Source organism: Paludibacter sp. 221, assembly GCF_010501035.1.
Taxonomy (GTDB): Bacteria; Bacteroidota; Bacteroidia; order Bacteroidales; family Paludibacteraceae; genus QVMH01.
Genome location: NZ_QVMH01000006.1, coordinates 1 through 15,757 on the forward strand (window position 1 = coordinate 1; position 15,757 = coordinate 15,757).

Consider the following 15,757-nt stretch of genomic DNA (forward strand, 5'->3'; position numbering starts at 1 on the left):
GCTCCAACTTCCCGGCTTTTCCCTTACGTACAAAACTGGTGGCTATTTTACGGGAAGAACAAAACTTGCGATTCTTGTTGGTGGCATATATGCAGGCGGCTCCAATCTGTTTTACCTTGCGATGAAATAATCTTTGCTGCTGTCTGTCTTTTGACGTTTCGTAATTATCCAACTGGAACCATCATGCTGTTTCTGGATATTATTTACAGTCAGATTCTTAACATCCACATAAGAGAGTCCTGTAAATACGCTGAACAAGAAGATGTCCCGGACGATATCCAATCTTTTGATAGTGATCTTTTTGTTGATTATCTTTTTAATTTCTTGTTTGGTCAAATACTCAATCTTCACTTTCTCCCACTTGGTGTGATGCAGATGAAACGGATTGAAGTGAATGATTCCCAAATCTCTGGCAAGGTTAACGACTTTTTTTAAGAATTGAATCATCTTTGCAGTCATGTTGACTCCCAACTTACAGTTTACTCGAAGATATATCTCGAAGTCGTTTACGAATTGGAGATTTAAATTATCCAAATAGATGTCATTCTTGGAATATTGATGAAGCATAAAGTTTTGAACCCGTCGATAGGCAAGTTCGTACTTCTTATAAGTATCTATTACCCTACCGTGACCGACTAACTTTAATTCATCGTCATTGTGTTTTCTAAATAAAGTGAGCAGTGTTTGAGGGTACGTCTCGGTTTGCGTATACATTTTTCGAAGTTTGTCTGCAGTTATTACTTCACACTTCTCACTTAGGTTCCGATAATACGTATAGAGGGTCATTCGAATTGAACTTAGGTCGTTATTAAGAGTTACAGCCTCGTAACTATTTCCCTTTGCTTCTCCAATATCAGTATTCCATTGGGAAGCAGCAATGCCTAACTTGGTACTAAACTCCACTTTTTCTCCATTTAAAGTGATTCTTGCAATAATCGGTGACTTACCATTTTTCCGTACTGTACTCTTCTTCAGGAAAAATGAGATTCTAAAGGTGTACTTCATTGATTTTAATGTTACATGATTAAACTTAGACCTAACGAAAGTAGTTGGGAATGTGTGATTTATCATGAATTATTTGTAAAACCCAAAATGTTGAGTAAATTTGCTATCTGTATTGAGTAAAATTGAAGTTTATGTTTGAACGTCCTTATCTGAAGTCGGTTAAATCAAGAATTGAAGAGCCCAGAAAGTTTATTCAGGTTATTCTGGGACCTCGCCAAGTGGGGAAAACCACTATGGTGACACAACTTGTTGAACAGTTGTTAATCCCAAACTTATTCGAATCAGCAGATGCCATTTCAGCTACAAACTCAGCTTGGATCACACAAATTTGGGAATCAACTCGCCTGCGGATGAAAGCGTCGAATGCTTCAGAGTTCTTGCTTATAATTGATGAAGTTCAGAAAATAGACAATTGGAGTGAAGTCGTGAAACAACAATGGGATAAAGACACTCGTGAGAAAATCAATATAAAGGTGATTTTACTTGGTTCTTCTCGATTGTTAATTCAGAAAGGATTGACCGAATCCTTAGCTGGGCGATTTGAAACTTTATATTTAGGACACTGGTCTTATCCTGAAATGCAGGAGGCATTTGGGTGGAGCATCGAACAGTATGTTTACTTTGGTGGTTATCCGGGATCGGCAACGTTGATTAATGATGAAGAACGTTGGAAGAATTACATAAAGGATTCGCTTATAGAAACGAGTATTTCCAAAGATATTTTGATGCTGACACGTGTTGATAAGCCTGCTTTGTTAAAACGAGTATTTGAGTTGGGCTGTCTTTATTCAGGTCAGATACTCTCTTACACGAAGATATTGGGCCAGCTTCAGGATGCCGGAAATACAACAACATTGGCTAACTATCTAAAACTGTTATCCGATTGTGGATTATTAGGCGGATTAGATAAGTATGCCGGAGATATAATTCGCAAACGTGGCTCAAGTCCCAAATTCCAAGTATATAACAATGCATTAATTACAGCACAAAGCGATGATACCTACGAAAAAGCAATTGTCGATCCAAAGCTATGGGGGCGATTAGTTGAATCTTCAATTGGAACTCATTTGATAAATCATGCTATTTCCGAAAGATATAATCTTTATTACTGGCGTGATGGAAATTATGAAGTTGACTTTGTCTTAGAAAAAGGCGATAAGGTAATTGGACTTGAAATAAAAAGTGGAATGAAAGCAGAAAATGCAGGTATGGGAATTTTTGCAGAGAGATTTCATCCAGAGAAGGTACTGCTCGTTGGAACAGGTGGACTCCCTTATGATGAGTTTTTGAAGATTAACCCGAAAGAGTTGTTTTAATAAGTTATGAAAATAAAATTTTTTAAAGCATTCAATGGTGATTCTATATGGATTTCATTGCTAGAAAATAAAACTCCTCGAAATATAATTATTGATGGTGGAATTGGAGACACCTATCAGAATAATGTTGGGAGAAAGGGAGAATTATTTGATGCAGTCGAAAGTATTAGAGCTTTGAAGCAAAATATTGATTTGCTTGTTTTGACTCACTTTGATGATGATCATATTGGTGGAATCTTAAGATGGCTGAATAAGGATAAGGACGCATCAAAACTTATCAGAAAAGTTTGGTTTAACTCGGGAAAGGAAATAGCTAATAAACTTGAGAGTGATGAAAACAAAGATTTGGATATTGAAATAGTTGATGGAGCCGACGATTTTCACACAAGTCCCAAACAAGGAATTAAATTTGAAAAGTATCTTCGAGATAACAATTTATGGGAAGGGGAAATTATTGAACAAGGTAAGGTACACGATTTGTTTGGACTGAAATTTAAAATTTTGTCTCCGAACCCAGAAAAGCTGGATAATCTTTTGAAATTATATGAAAAACAAAAGGATTATTTTACAAGTGGTGCTGAATATGACTTTCAAACTTCCTTAAAAGATTTTATTGATGAGGAAAACCAACCTATATTCAAATTTAAAAAAGATACAAGTGTTGCTAATGGAAGCTCTATAGCTTTTATAATGGACTACGAGAGTAAATGTTTTTTGTTTTTAGCTGATGCTCATCCTTCGATCGTGATAGAAGGGTTGAATAGATTTGGTTATGATAAAAATAATCCACTAAATGCAGAATTAGTAAAAATTGCACACCACGGAAGTATGTACAATACTAATAAAGAGTTTTTAGAAATTGTAAAAACGGACAATTATCTAATAAGTTCAAATGCAACTAAACACGGATTGCCAAACAAGAGAACAATAGCTAGAATTATCAATAATAATCCGAATGCTATAATACACTTTAACTATGATTTAAGAGATCAAATTTTCTTAGAAGAAGATTGGAATGATTGCTTACTATTTAAAGCTAAAGTAACTGATGAATTTACTTATTAATGGACGAAAACGATTTAAAAAGATATACAGTCATTTTAGGTGGAGGTAGTGGTGTTTTGTTTCAACCTTTGGACGAGACAAAAACCTATATACTTACAGCTAAACATGTTTTATATAAAGACATTGAAGACGAAAGAGGTCGAAAGACAAAAGAGTTGATTTCGAAAATTAACTTCAGTTATTCCAATGATCAAAGTAATTTAATAGAATTTGAAATAGCGAAAGGCCAAAATTATTTTGAACACGATAGTGCTGATGCTGCAATATTAGTTTTAGAAGAGAATTTAGGTTTTAATCAAATTTTCATTGACGAAAGAACAACTGGTTTTGATAGTTTTAACTTAACAGGCTATCCTAATTGTAAACGTAACGCTGATGATAAGTATGATAAATTAATAATAAGTGACTTGAATAGCTATAACGATAGTTTAATCACATTAAGGTTAGTTGTTAATCATTTAGAACATGAACAAATAACGGGATTTTCAGGTGGAGGAATCATTAAAATTAATGGTGATAGTTTGTTATTAGCCGGAATTCAAAGTGAGACACCCAATGGTCCATGTAATGGGGAAATACAAGTTGTGCCAATAAAAAGATTTGAAGAAATAGTTGATAGCAATAATTTATCTCAATTATTGCCGGGTTATTTATCGAAAATTGCAGAATTGATAGATGTTATTATTAGATTAGATGATACAAATGTTGAGTTGAAGCCAAAACTTAAAACAATTATAAAACGACAACTAAATCAAGTAAAACTAAATCTGATAAATATTTATCAAAGCAATTATATAGAAAAGTCATGTGTTTCAAAACTCAACAAAAAAACAAAGCATTTTTGGACGTCCTTTTTAGAATATGCGCTAATTATAAGTTTAATTGAAGATAACGCTTTAGATGAAGATTCTTTAATGAGAATTATTAAAGAAAAGAAATTTGTATTTTCGGATTCTGACAAAGGAATATATGAAATGTTTTCAGATATTTTGTTATTTGCTTCAGATGATACTGAAGGTGAATGTCTGGTATTAGTAGGTTCTTTGAAAGTTCCAAGTACGAAAAAAACTAGAAGAATATCAACAAAAGACATTACAAAAAATATAGGATCGGTTAATGAAGCGGATTATATAGACAGAGTTGATAATGTAAATAGAATAAAAGAATTGATTCATTTAAAAGCAATTGAATTAGATTGTGTAAATGAAAATGAAGATAGTTTGAATATGTTCAACATAGGGCAATTAGACGAATTACTTAACGAATTAAAAAGAATAGTAAATGAATTTTTCGGAAAATAAATTAGAAATTCAGGAATTCGACCTTGAAAATAGTCAAGTATTTCATTATAAAAATGATGAAAATCTGATTATCAACGTATTTTTCTTATTTGCAAATAAGAAAAATATCGAAAATCAATGGAAAGTCTTTTCCAATATTATAGCTGCCAAGTTTCAAAACTCAGACTATATGTCTGAAAACAAGGATTTTGAAAAATGGAATTTCTATATTATCTATATTTCCAAAGAAAAATTGCCCAAAGAATTAAAAAACAGAATTGAAAACGATAGATTTTCAAGCAGAAAAATTGTTGAAGATAATTATTCTAACGATTTTAATAGCGATGAGGCAAACAAACTTATCATTAAACATATCACCAACACTGATCTAAAAGACATTATAGATCAAACTCAAGATAAAATACAGGTTGAATATAAACCTATAGATGCTGAGCTATGGAAATTGATTCATAAGGATGTGTCATTAGTAAGAGATGTTGATTCACAAAAACAAATTGTTGAACAAATAAGCCAGCAAAAACAATGAAAATTAAGGAAGTGCAAATCTCGAACTTTAGAGCTTTTAATGACATTAAAAACTCTACATTCAAGTTCTTTAATGATAAGGATGAAATATCAGATTTAATATCAATCTATGCTCCGAACGGATTCGGGAAAACATCTTTCTATGATGCCGTGGAATGGGGTGTTACAGGGAAGATTGAACGATTTGACTTGATTGGTGATTTTGATAAAACTAGAAAGGAGAATAAAAAAGGAGGAAATAAGAATATTCTTCAACATATCGGGGCTACTGAAGATGGCTTTGTCAATGTTATTACTGAAAAAGCTAACTTTGAAAGACAAATTCCAAAGACAGAATATGACCCCAAAAAAGAACCTAAAAACAAATTCTTCAGAGATGTTGTATTATCCCAAGAAATGATTGACAATTTTCTGAAAGAACAAACAGCCGAGGACAGGTATAATAAATTTGTCGAATCTTATCCCGAAGTTACCAAATACAATAACACATATAAGAATATTGGGATTCTATTGAATTATATCCAGCAGGAGACCAAAAGAATAGAAAAAGAGAAAAATAGCAGGGAAAATAAACAGTTGAAAATTGATTTTGATTTGGAGTTTAAGAAATTCGACCAAATCAATGAAGCCATTCAATTTCTCAAAATAAATAAAGAATCAATTGATTTAATAGAGAGAGAAACTTTTAATGCAACTTTGTATGATATTTTGACTAGTCAAGTTAAATCAAGGTTAGTTTCATTGCAGATAGAATCAGATGCAAAGAAATTAAGAATCGAAAACATATCTATTGCTCGAAATGGAGAAGAAAACAACAGTGATAGCAATGGCGGTGTTATTACTTATATCGAGAATAGAAAGAAATTAGAAGATTTAGATTTAAAAATCAAAGAAGTGAAAAATATCATTTCTTTGATTGAAAATAAAGAGAAAACTCAAGCAGAAGAAAATAATTTAAAACAGAAATTATCTAAAGAACAAAGCACTCAAAGCATTTTTCTTTCTATTGAGAAGAAAATAGATGCCTACCTTCTTATTCATAAAGAAATAATCGAACAAGAAAAACGAATTGCAGACTTTAATGAAGCTATAATAATAATTGAAAAAGAAAACACTACGATTAAAGAAAGTATTAATAGCTCTCTAAATGTAATATCTCAACAGCAAGAAACACTAAAGCAGTATCAAAGTAAAACAAATGAACTTCCTCAACAAAAAAACAAATTAGAATTAACCCACAAGAATATAGAACTTTTGCAAAAATCGATTACAGAAATAATCGCTTCTATAACAGAAAAGCAAGATATATCAAAAATATTACAGAAAAAACTAAATCAATTAAAATATTATGAAGATTGCATAAATAATAATATTGAGCTTCTATTGGAAATAGATGAGTTTCAAAACCAAAAATTGATAGTTGAAGAACAAGTTAAATCAGCAAATAGGATTAATATTCAAAAAGAAAATTTAGCAAAACTTGAAACTAAAATCGAATCTCAAAATCTGTTCAATAGCGAACTGAAAGAATATATTACTCGCGGATTAGAAATTATTTCAAAAAATAATTCCTCTGATTGTCCTCTGTGTAGTCAAAAATATGAATCTTTTGAAGAACTATCAAGTCGTATTGTTGGGAATAAAATTCTTGATGAACAGCTAAAAGATAGTTTAGAAAATAAACTCAATATTGAAAACGAAATCGACAAGCTAAATAAGGAAATAAATCTAATAAAAGACAAACTAAGAAAGCACCTTAATGAACTAAGAGAACCTGTCGAAACAGAATGTGCAAAAATTAAAAAAGATATTGAGGGATTATCTTTACAAAAAAATGAAAAGAACGAAGAATTAAAAAATGCCCAAGTAAATTATAATGAAGTTATTCTATTTTTCAACAATGAGTCTGATATTGAAGCGTTTGAAAAGAATATAAAAGAACAAATAGAAGCGTTAGTAATTCAGATAAATGAATTGAATAAAACTATTGATTCAAACAATCTTAAATTAGACAAAAACAACTCTCAATTAAAAAGCAATTATACCAATATTGAAATTCTGAAAAATACCATAGATAAATTAAAAAAATCCAATGATGTTTATTCAGAGGTCTTTCTATTTTTCAATCAAACATTTAATTTAAATGAAGTTGATAAAACATTTTTTGATTGTGAAAAACTAAAATTAGAACAAGTAATTATCAACTTAAAGCAAGATATCGACGAAAAGCAAAAATATTCCGATGAATTAGGGAGTAAACTGTCAAGCTATAGTCTCTCGAAAGAAGAATATATTGAGAAACTAAGGGAACTGAACGATATAAAAATTATAATATTAAAAGCCTATGAAAGTTTTGAAAACTTTATTAGGACAGAATTTGGTATTGAAGTAAGAGGTCGAAGTAAAGACGAAATAAATATTGAATTCGACACATTGATTGATCGGGAAAAGAACAATCAAAAAAACATTGAAAATAAAATTGAACGATATACAATTGTTGAAACTCTGAAAGAAAATTGTTTAAAAGCAACCGTTTCACAGAAAATACAAATAGAAATCGATGAAATAAAAAGGGATCTGCAAAGATTAGAAGTAGCAAAAGGAAAGTTAGAAACGGAAAAGGATAATCTTGAACAGTATTTAGGGAAAACAATTGATGAGTTTTTTTATACTGACTTGATTAACTCCATATACAAGAAAATAGATCCTCACCCTGATTATGAATCCATAGAATTTAAGTGTGAATTTGGAGATAGCAAGCCAAGATTGCAAATATTTACAATAAAAAGAGAGGATGATGGAAAAGAAACAAAGTCTGTTCCTGCATTATATTTCAGTACTGCCCAAATCAACATTTTAAGTCTAAGCATTTTTTTAGCAAGGGCATTAAAAACAAAAAATCCAGAAACAGGAGAATCCATTGATTGTATTTTTATAGATGACCCTATCCAATCGATGGATAGTATAAATATTTTGTCATTCATAGATTTGTTTCGAGGGATAATAAGTTCACTAGGAAAGCAACTGATTGTGTCAACTCACGAAGAAAACTTTCATTTACTATTACAAAAGAAAATCCCAGAAAATTTGTTCAAATCTAAATTTATTAAGTTTGAAACTTTTGGAAAATTGGAAAGTTGATTCTGTTTGAATAAGTAATTCAATAGTGTCCCTTTACTAAATCCTCAAAAAAGAGACACGATTTGGACACTTTACAAGTGGAAATTGAGGAAAAAATAGACTAAATTTGAATAGGGGTACGGTTTAAGCTATTGATTCATAGTAGGATATAGATTTAGGTTCATCCGACAAATGCGTAGTTTTTATATAAAAAAAGCTGACAAATCATTATATTTGATTACCCCTAATCGAATAATTAATGAGAGTCAGCTTTCTATACCACGCCTTAGGCGTTCGCGAACAGGAGTGTTCGGGAATACGCTACGAAGATAAGCGTATAATTTTACAGTTGCAAACTCGCGAAGAAAAGCTCCGCTGTCCTTGCTGTAAGAGTAAAGATATAATTTGTTCAGGAAGTCATATTCGCACTATTCGCAGCGTTCCAATAGGAAGTAAAGAGATTCTATTGGAACTAAAATTTCAACGGATTTGCTGTAAGACTTGCGGGTGTATACGTCAAGAGAATGTTCATTTTGTAACCGGAAAACAACGTTACAGCAGCAAATTCAAAAAGTTAGTTGTAGAGCTTTCTCGTATCGGTACGATAAAAGATGTAGCCAATCATCTTCACGTATCTTGGGATACGGTAAAATAGATTCAGAAAAACTATCTTTACCGGCACTATAACAATCCTGATTTCAGCGGAGTTCGCTATATCGGCATAGATGAATTTGCAGTGGCTAAAGGTCATGTTTACAAAACTATTGTTGTGGATTTGGAAACAAGCCGTGTTATTTATATTGGCGATGGGAAAGGTATGGATGCGTTGGATGATTTTTGGAAGAAAGTTCAGAAGGCAGGCATACAAATAGAGGCGGTCGCTACCGATTTATCTCCTGCATTTGTGGCCTCGGTTATGAGCAACGCACCTGATGCGGTACTGGTTTTTGACCACTTCCATGTGGTAAAACTCATGAACGATTCTTTGGATGAATTACGCCGAAGTCTTTATCGGGAAGAAAAAGATTTGAATAAACGCAAAGTTCTCAAAGGTACACGCTGGCTACTGCTGTGTAACGGTAAAGAAATGAATGATGAAAAAGCAAGAATAGATTAGAAAACGCCTTAGAACTGAATGAGCCGTTAATGAAGGCATATTATCTAAAAGAGAGTTTGAGAGAAATATGGAGGCAGACAGATAAGAAAAAGGGTGAGGAAGTACTTGACAAATGGCTTGAACAAGCCTATCAAGCCAAAATACCAATACTCACTAAGTTTGCAAACACGCTCAAAGCACACCGTTGGGGAATCTTGAATTGGTATGACCATCGTATCTCAACGGCTAAACTCGAAGGAATTAACAATAAAATTAAAACGATGAAAAGACAAGCGTATGGATATAGAGACCAAAAGTTCTTCGAACTAAAAATTCTTGGATTGCATGATAAAAACTACGCATTTGTCGGATGAACCGAAATTTAGACCGAGGGTTCGAAAAAAGAAAAACCTCTTATAATCGATTGATTATAAGAGTTTTACGTTTTCTGCGGTATGGACGGGACTCGAACCCGCGACCCCCTGCGTGACAGGCAGGTATTCTAACCAACTGAACTACCACACCATTTTTTGTTGGTCGCAATATCTCTTAATTGCGGTGCAAAGATAAGAGCAAAATTTGATACTTGCAATAGTTTTGAAAAATATTTAACGATAAATTTAGGTAGTAATTGATGAACAGTACTTTAAAAGCTAGATGAAGTTTAGGAAAAGTATATGAAAAAATCAACTATTGAGTAAAATAAGACAAAATGAGCAGTAGTCTGAAGTTGATTAGAAAAAGTGATGGAAGTAGCTTGAATAGAGGGTTTGAGAGGATTTGTTTAAACTGATGTTTAAACCAAGATGTAAACTAAAAGCAAATGGATGCAACAGTTAACATCATATGTTATAAATCAAAAACATTAAAAAACGGGGAACATCCCTTGATGATTCGTATTATTAAGAACAGAAAAACTAAACAACCACACGCCTAAAGAGGCGGTGGGTTATGTAACGGACTAAAAGTCCTATGAGGCTAAAGCCTCCTAAAGAAAAAACTAAAGATATCCATTACAGAAACTTATTTATAAAACTTTACATCCAAATAATGAGTATTCCTTTATATATGAGAAATTTATTCGAAAAACAGAAAAGTGCTCCGCCTAAAGGCGGGGGATTTCACCCATCCCAGAATTATAAATTAAATATAAAAGTTTAGGAATATCGGTTAGCCCTAATCATTGGGATTTTGAAAGGAATAAACCTAAATCAAATTGTCCAAATAGAGATTTGATTAATAAAATTATTCTTGCAAAGGAACTTGAATATCAGAAACAGATTTTGGAGTTAAAATCAGAGGATAAAGAATTTGCCGCTTCTGCCCTAATAGTATCGAAAGTCAAAATCAACATTAAAACAGTGTACGAGTTTTATAATGAATTAATAAAAGAGTTGGAACAGGCAGGTAAGATTGGTAATTCCAGAGTGTACAAGGATTCTTTAAGGTCTCTTGAAATGTATTACAATGGAAAACTTGATATTCCCTTTTCCTATGTTGATATGGATTTCCTGAATGGGCATGAGAAACATTTACGACAGAAAAACTGTAAAGAAAGTTCAATGAATCTATTTTTTAGAACATTGAGAAGTGCTTATAATAAAGCTACTGAAGCTAAACATGCCAAGAAAACAAATTATCCCTTTGATGATTTCAAGATTTCTAAATTCAGTATTAAGGCAGAAAAAGAGCCATCTCAAAGGATAATCTCAAATTGATTATGGAAGTTGATTTGTCAGGAGAAAGTGAATATATTCAGCTTAGTAGAGATATATTCATATTTAAGTAACTTTTCAAAATCAAGCAGCATTATGATTGTAGTTAATTCTCAGATTCTTTCCTATATCCGCCAATGCTCTATTAGTAGCATATAACAGGGTATCCGCAGAAGCATAATCCTGTGGTCTGAGCCATTTTCCTTTCATAATCCGCCAAAGCGTCTCTGCAATGTTCAAATGCGGAGAATATAGTGGAATATAAAAAAGAAAAAGTCCTCGCTTTTCCCAGACAGGTCGCATCTGTCTGATTTTTGCATTCCTATGCACGCTGGCATTGTCAAGCACCACAAATGTCTTTTTGGTTACTTTGAAAGAATATTGGTCGAGGAAGCAGACAACCTTTTGAGCATCAATAGATTCACAGGAGCAGAAACCCTCAAAATGATTGTCACGGCTGATCATCCCAAAGATATTGAGCCTTTTAGCTCTTTCCGAGGGTATATACAAGTTCTCTCCAGGGAACTGCCATACGGATGGCACATAACCTTCGGTACAAACATGCGATTCATCACCATAAAAGAGTTTGATTTCTCCTTGGGCATACAATGTTTCAAGTTCTTGCAACTTAGCGGTCTTATACTCATAAAGCTGCGGCGAGGGAACTCCCTTTGGACGTTTTCTTATACGTCTATATCTTGCGCCAAGGCGGATAAAAAACGTCTGAACGTCAACTCGCTCGCCTTTTTGCCTGAAGAATTCTGCCAGGCTTCCTTGGCTAAACGTACACTCTGTCTGTCTGATTCGATGGCTCTGCGAACCGCTTCCTCGTCCGAACAGTTCATGATAGGCTTGCGGCCTTGCCCTGGACGTGTATGCAAGCCTTTGATACCCTCGGATTCGAATCGTTTTACCCAGCCGTTGACGCTTTGGGCAGTCATTTGGGTCTGTTCGCCGACTTGTATGGAGCTTAAACCTTCCGATTTGAGCAATACTGCGCGACAGCGCATGCGAAAACAATGGCTCTCGCCCAAACGGAAACCTTGTGTTAGTGAATTTAGTTCGGATTCGCTTAATGTCAATATCTTGATCTTCATTAGTATATACAGTTGGTATGCTGCGAAGATACGACTGTTTTATTATGTGTGAAATAATTATGACACTTACTTAAGAAAACCTATGGACTTTTAGTCCATGAGTCATTTAGTTATCAAATATATTAAATTCTTGTTTTTTAACCTTATTCATAAATAGGGCGTAAATGTAAAGCTGTAGACATTGATGTATATTTTGTAAATAAAACACATCTATATTCTAATCATTTCCCTATAAATGTGTAGATTTGTGGTTTGAAAAATAAACTGGACAGATAAAAACAGCATATTATGAGAAAACTTTTCTTATCATTACTATTCTTACCCATTATGAATATTTATGCCGCCGTTCAGCCTCAAACTGTAAACAAAGTAATATCATCGCTCACAGATACTAATCCGGAGAATAAAGTCCTGATAGAAAAAGGGGTAAAGCAAACTGCAAAATTATGGCTGGAAAAAGACGGGGACGATGAAAGTTTCATTCAATTCTGTTTTAACAATTATATTGTCAATCCGGAAGAAAAAGAGAAAACATTCTTGAAAATAAGTGATTATCTCGAAGCTATTTACGGACACTTCAACGAGATGTCGCTACAACTTCAACGAAATGTACACGAATCAACGGGCGATTTAATGCAAACAGATGAAATGTTCGCTGCCTACAATCCTCAAACCCATTTAACAGACGATTTCTACAACAACAAAATAGCATTTATCATCTCGCTGAATTTCCCTGAACTATCACTCCAAGAAAAAGAGCAGCTTGGCAACAACCGCTTGGCGTGGGCTTATGCCCGCATGGGCGATATATTTACAGCCCGCATTCCGGCCGATGTATTACAAGGCTACTCTACAGCAAACAGCGACGCTGATGTATATATCTCAAAATACAACATCTATGCAGGACATTTGTTAAGCAAAAAAGGGAAAAAATTATTTCCTGAAGATATGGTATTGTTATCGCACTGGAACTTAAGAGATGAAATAAAAGCTAATTACAACAATGGGAAAACCGGACTTGAAAAGCAACAAATCATCTATGAAGTGATGAAAAAAATCGTCGCACAAGATATTCCGAACGAAGTAATCAATTCCGGAAAATATGATTGGAGCCCCTACAACAATCACATTCTTGACAAAGACGGACATATTGTTTACACCACAGAAGACAGTGTACGCTATGTGAAATTTTTAAATAATTTCAAAGCGTTGCAAGCTATCGACAAATATACAGGCGATACGTACATCGACCGGAATTTTTCGAAAGAAATGGAAATTTCGGTAGAAGATGCCGAAGCATTATTTCACAATTTCCTATCTGCACCCGAACTGAAACAAGTAGGCAAACAGGTTTCGACACGGTTGGGACGCAAACTCGAAGCTTTCGACATATGGTACGACGGCTTTAAAGCCCGTAGCAACCTGAACGAAGAAAAGCTAAGCGAGCAAACGCGCGCATTGTACCCTGATGCAAAAACAATGGAAAGTGAGCTTCCCGTAATACTGCAACAATTAGGATTTGCGCCTGAGCGGGCAAACTATTTAGCCGAGAAAATAACAGTAGATGCCGCCCGAGGTTCGGGACATGCGTGGGGTGCCGCTATGAAAGGACAAAAATCGCACCTACGCACAAGGATTCCTGCAACCGGAATGGACTACAAAGGATACAACATAGCCATCCATGAGTTTGGACATAATGTGGAACAAACTATCTCGATGTACGACACAGACTATTACATGCTGGCATCCGTCCCCAACACTGCATTCACCGAAGCATTGGCTTTTGTATTCCAGAAGCGCGATTTAGAATTGCTTGGTATTACCAACAATGACCCCGAAAAAGAGAAAATGGACATTTTGGATAAGGTATGGAATATGTACGAGATATGCGGTGTTTCGATGCTCGACATTAAAGTATGGAAATGGCTCTACGCAAATCCCAATGCCACCGCTACAGAATTGCGGGATGCCGTAATGCGACTATCCAAAGAAGTTTGGAACCAATACTTCGCCCCCGTATTTGGCAGAAAAGACGAAACCGTACTCGCTATTTATTCCCACATGATTAGCTATCCGCTTTATTTATCGGCCTACGCTTTTGGGCAAATCATAGAATTTCAGTTAGAGCAATACCTCAGCGGAAAAGATTTCGCAGCCGAAGTAGACCGTATTTTCAGGTTAGGGCAGCTTACACCCAACCAATGGATGACACAGGCTACAGGCAGCACTCTATCGGCAGAGCCTATGCTGAAAACAGCAAGAGAAGCATTAAAAAAATAAAACGATGCCAAAAGAAGATTATTTGATAAAATAAAAAGCGCTCGAATCGTACAAAAAAGGTTTGAGATTATACCAAATACTCAACGAAAAAGACAAAACCTTTTCGTTCGAACGCGAAAACAAAATAAACGAATTAATAAAAATAATAAACGAGTAGACAAGAATTTTAGGAAAAGGAGAAAGAAGAAAGTACTTTTGCCTTTATACTTTCAACTTTTACCTAAAAAATCTTGGCTCTTTATTCCAAACAAAACAACATGGCTTATTATAAAACAAAACAACGCCCTGAAAAGGAAATGATTTTTGGCATCCGCGCAGTTATCGAAGCCATTCAGGCCGGAAAAGACATAGATAAGATATTCATTCGCCGTGATATGACAAACGAATTGTCGCGCGAGCTTTTCACGGTAATAAGAGAAACGGTTATTCCTGTACAGAAAGTTCCGGTTGAAAAACTCAACCGCCTTACCATGAAAAACCATCAAGGCGTTATAGCATTCATTTCGCCCGTAACCTATCAGCGTATCGAAGATATTATTCCCGGGATATACGAATCAGGGCGCAATCCTTTCTTTGTCGTATTGGATGGAATTACAGATGTCCGCAATTTTGGCGCAATAGCCCGTACCTGCGAATGTGCCGGTATCGATGCCATTATAATCCCCGCTAAAGGAGGAGCACCTATCAATGCCGATGCAGTAAAAACATCAGCAGGAGCTTTGCTGTCTATCCCTGTATGCAGGGAAGAAAATCTTGTTGAAACACTGAAGTTTTTATCAGCTTCGGGCATAAAACTGGTAGCTGCAACTGAGAAAGCAACCGAGAACTACACTAAAACAAACTTTACCGACCCCGTAGCAATAGTAATGGGCTCAGAAGAAGATGGTGTAGCACCCGAACACTTACAACTGTGCGACGAGATGGTACGGATACCATTATTAGGCAACATCGGCTCTCTCAATGTATCGGTAGCCGCAGGTGTAATGCTGTACGAAGTAATAAGGCAGCGAGAAAATTAATATAATTCTTTGTTTATCGCATCTAGCTGAAAACAAAATAGATAGAACAAAGGCAACCCGAACAAAACCGCCAAAACACAAGAAAAAGAAAAATAATTTTGCTCATTAAGACAAAATCACTATCTTTGCACTCACAAAACATCGCGGGATGGAGCAGTGGTAGCTCGCCAGGCTCATAACCTGGAGGTCATCGGTTCGAATCCGGTTCCCGCAACTAA

The 15,757-nt window shown here is 34.6% G+C and carries 15 protein-coding genes, 2 tRNA genes and 1 pseudogene; 13 read left to right on the top strand and 5 right to left on the bottom strand.

Translation table 11 applies throughout. The features are described from left to right. Positions 1–111: 111 nt before the first annotated feature. The gene (locus D0T49_RS02320) at positions 112–714 is read right to left on the bottom strand and encodes a site-specific integrase (RefSeq protein WP_239056988.1); all 603 of its coding nucleotides are present in this window, start codon (positions 712–714) and stop codon (positions 112–114) included. An 18-nt stretch (positions 715–732) separates the two neighbouring features. After that, positions 733–1,071 (bottom strand): annotated as a pseudogene (locus tag D0T49_RS13185) (Arm DNA-binding domain-containing protein); the annotation flags it as partial. Positions 1,072–1,136: 65 nt separating this feature from the next. Between D0T49_RS13185 and D0T49_RS02325 the strand changes: the two are divergent. From D0T49_RS02325 to D0T49_RS13115, 8 genes are all read left to right on the top strand, one after another. Continuing rightward, positions 1,137–2,321, top strand: coding sequence for an ATP-binding protein (locus D0T49_RS02325; protein ID WP_163628984.1), 1,185 nt, complete (start codon positions 1,137–1,139; stop codon positions 2,319–2,321). Positions 2,322–2,327: 6 nt separating this feature from the next. Further along, entirely contained in the window at positions 2,328–3,386 is a 1,059-nt protein-coding gene (locus D0T49_RS02330; protein WP_163628985.1) for a ComEC/Rec2 family competence protein, read from the top strand. Continuing rightward, the gene (locus D0T49_RS02335; RefSeq protein WP_163628986.1) at positions 3,386–4,687 is read left to right on the top strand and encodes an ABC-three component system protein; all 1,302 of its coding nucleotides are present in this window, start codon (positions 3,386–3,388) and stop codon (positions 4,685–4,687) included. The genes D0T49_RS02330 and D0T49_RS02335 overlap by 1 nt, the downstream gene beginning before the upstream one ends. Then, positions 4,668–5,213, top strand: coding sequence for an ABC-three component system middle component 1 (locus D0T49_RS02340; protein ID WP_163628987.1), 546 nt, complete (start codon positions 4,668–4,670; stop codon positions 5,211–5,213). The genes D0T49_RS02335 and D0T49_RS02340 overlap by 20 nt, the downstream gene beginning before the upstream one ends. Beyond that, the gene (locus D0T49_RS02345) at positions 5,210–8,353 is read left to right on the top strand and encodes a hypothetical protein (RefSeq protein WP_163628988.1); all 3,144 of its coding nucleotides are present in this window, start codon (positions 5,210–5,212) and stop codon (positions 8,351–8,353) included. Before D0T49_RS02340 ends, D0T49_RS02345 begins: the two co-directional genes overlap by 4 nt. 238 nt (positions 8,354–8,591) lie before the next feature. After that, positions 8,592–8,987, top strand: a complete 396-nt coding sequence (locus D0T49_RS13015) for a helix-turn-helix domain-containing protein (RefSeq protein WP_239056989.1) — start codon at positions 8,592–8,594, stop codon at positions 8,985–8,987. A gap of 81 nt (positions 8,988–9,068) precedes the next feature. Beyond that, complete coding sequence (locus D0T49_RS13110) at positions 9,069–9,449, top strand: transposase (RefSeq protein ID WP_370519570.1); 381 nt, start codon at positions 9,069–9,071, stop codon at positions 9,447–9,449. A gap of 29 nt (positions 9,450–9,478) precedes the next feature. Further along, positions 9,479–9,802: a transposase gene (locus tag D0T49_RS13115; RefSeq protein ID WP_255495848.1), complete on the top strand. Its 324-nt coding sequence runs from the start codon at positions 9,479–9,481 to the stop codon at positions 9,800–9,802. A gap of 77 nt (positions 9,803–9,879) precedes the next feature. On the opposite strand, the gene D0T49_RS02355 is transcribed toward D0T49_RS13115, so the two are convergent. Then, a tRNA-Asp gene (locus D0T49_RS02355) sits at positions 9,880–9,953 on the bottom strand. 298 nt (positions 9,954–10,251) lie between these two features. Between D0T49_RS02355 and D0T49_RS02360 the strand changes: the two genes are divergently transcribed. Both D0T49_RS02360 and D0T49_RS02365 read left to right on the top strand, forming a co-directional pair. After that, complete coding sequence (locus tag D0T49_RS02360; RefSeq protein WP_163628989.1) at positions 10,252–10,365, top strand: Arm DNA-binding domain-containing protein; 114 nt, start codon at positions 10,252–10,254, stop codon at positions 10,363–10,365. A gap of 205 nt (positions 10,366–10,570) precedes the next feature. Beyond that, on the top strand, positions 10,571–11,146 hold the full coding sequence (locus D0T49_RS02365) for a phage integrase SAM-like domain and Arm DNA-binding domain-containing protein (protein ID WP_370519573.1): 576 nt from the start codon (positions 10,571–10,573) through the stop codon (positions 11,144–11,146). 81 nt (positions 11,147–11,227) lie between these two features. On the opposite strand, the gene D0T49_RS02370 is transcribed toward D0T49_RS02365, so the two are convergent. Then, complete coding sequence (locus tag D0T49_RS02370; protein ID WP_163629068.1) at positions 11,228–11,911, bottom strand: IS630 family transposase; 684 nt, start codon at positions 11,909–11,911, stop codon at positions 11,228–11,230. Then, positions 11,827–12,240, bottom strand: coding sequence for a helix-turn-helix domain-containing protein (locus D0T49_RS02375; protein ID WP_163628991.1), 414 nt, complete (start codon positions 12,238–12,240; stop codon positions 11,827–11,829). Before D0T49_RS02375 ends, D0T49_RS02370 begins: the two co-directional genes overlap by 85 nt. Before the next feature lie 288 nt (positions 12,241–12,528). Here D0T49_RS02375 and D0T49_RS02380 point away from each other — a divergent pair, with 288 nt between their 5' ends. From D0T49_RS02380 to D0T49_RS02390, 3 genes are all read left to right on the top strand, one after another. Further along, entirely contained in the window at positions 12,529–14,520 is a 1,992-nt protein-coding gene (locus tag D0T49_RS02380) for a hypothetical protein (RefSeq protein WP_163628992.1), read from the top strand. A gap of 257 nt (positions 14,521–14,777) precedes the next feature. Further along, positions 14,778–15,539 carry a 23S rRNA (guanosine(2251)-2'-O)-methyltransferase RlmB gene (gene rlmB / locus D0T49_RS02385; RefSeq protein WP_163628993.1) on the top strand — a complete coding sequence of 254 codons (762 nt, stop codon included), beginning with the start codon at positions 14,778–14,780 and terminating at the stop codon, positions 15,537–15,539. Between the two features lie 142 nt (positions 15,540–15,681). Next, positions 15,682–15,753, top strand: a tRNA-Met gene (locus D0T49_RS02390). The last annotated feature ends 4 nt before the right edge of the window (positions 15,754–15,757 follow it).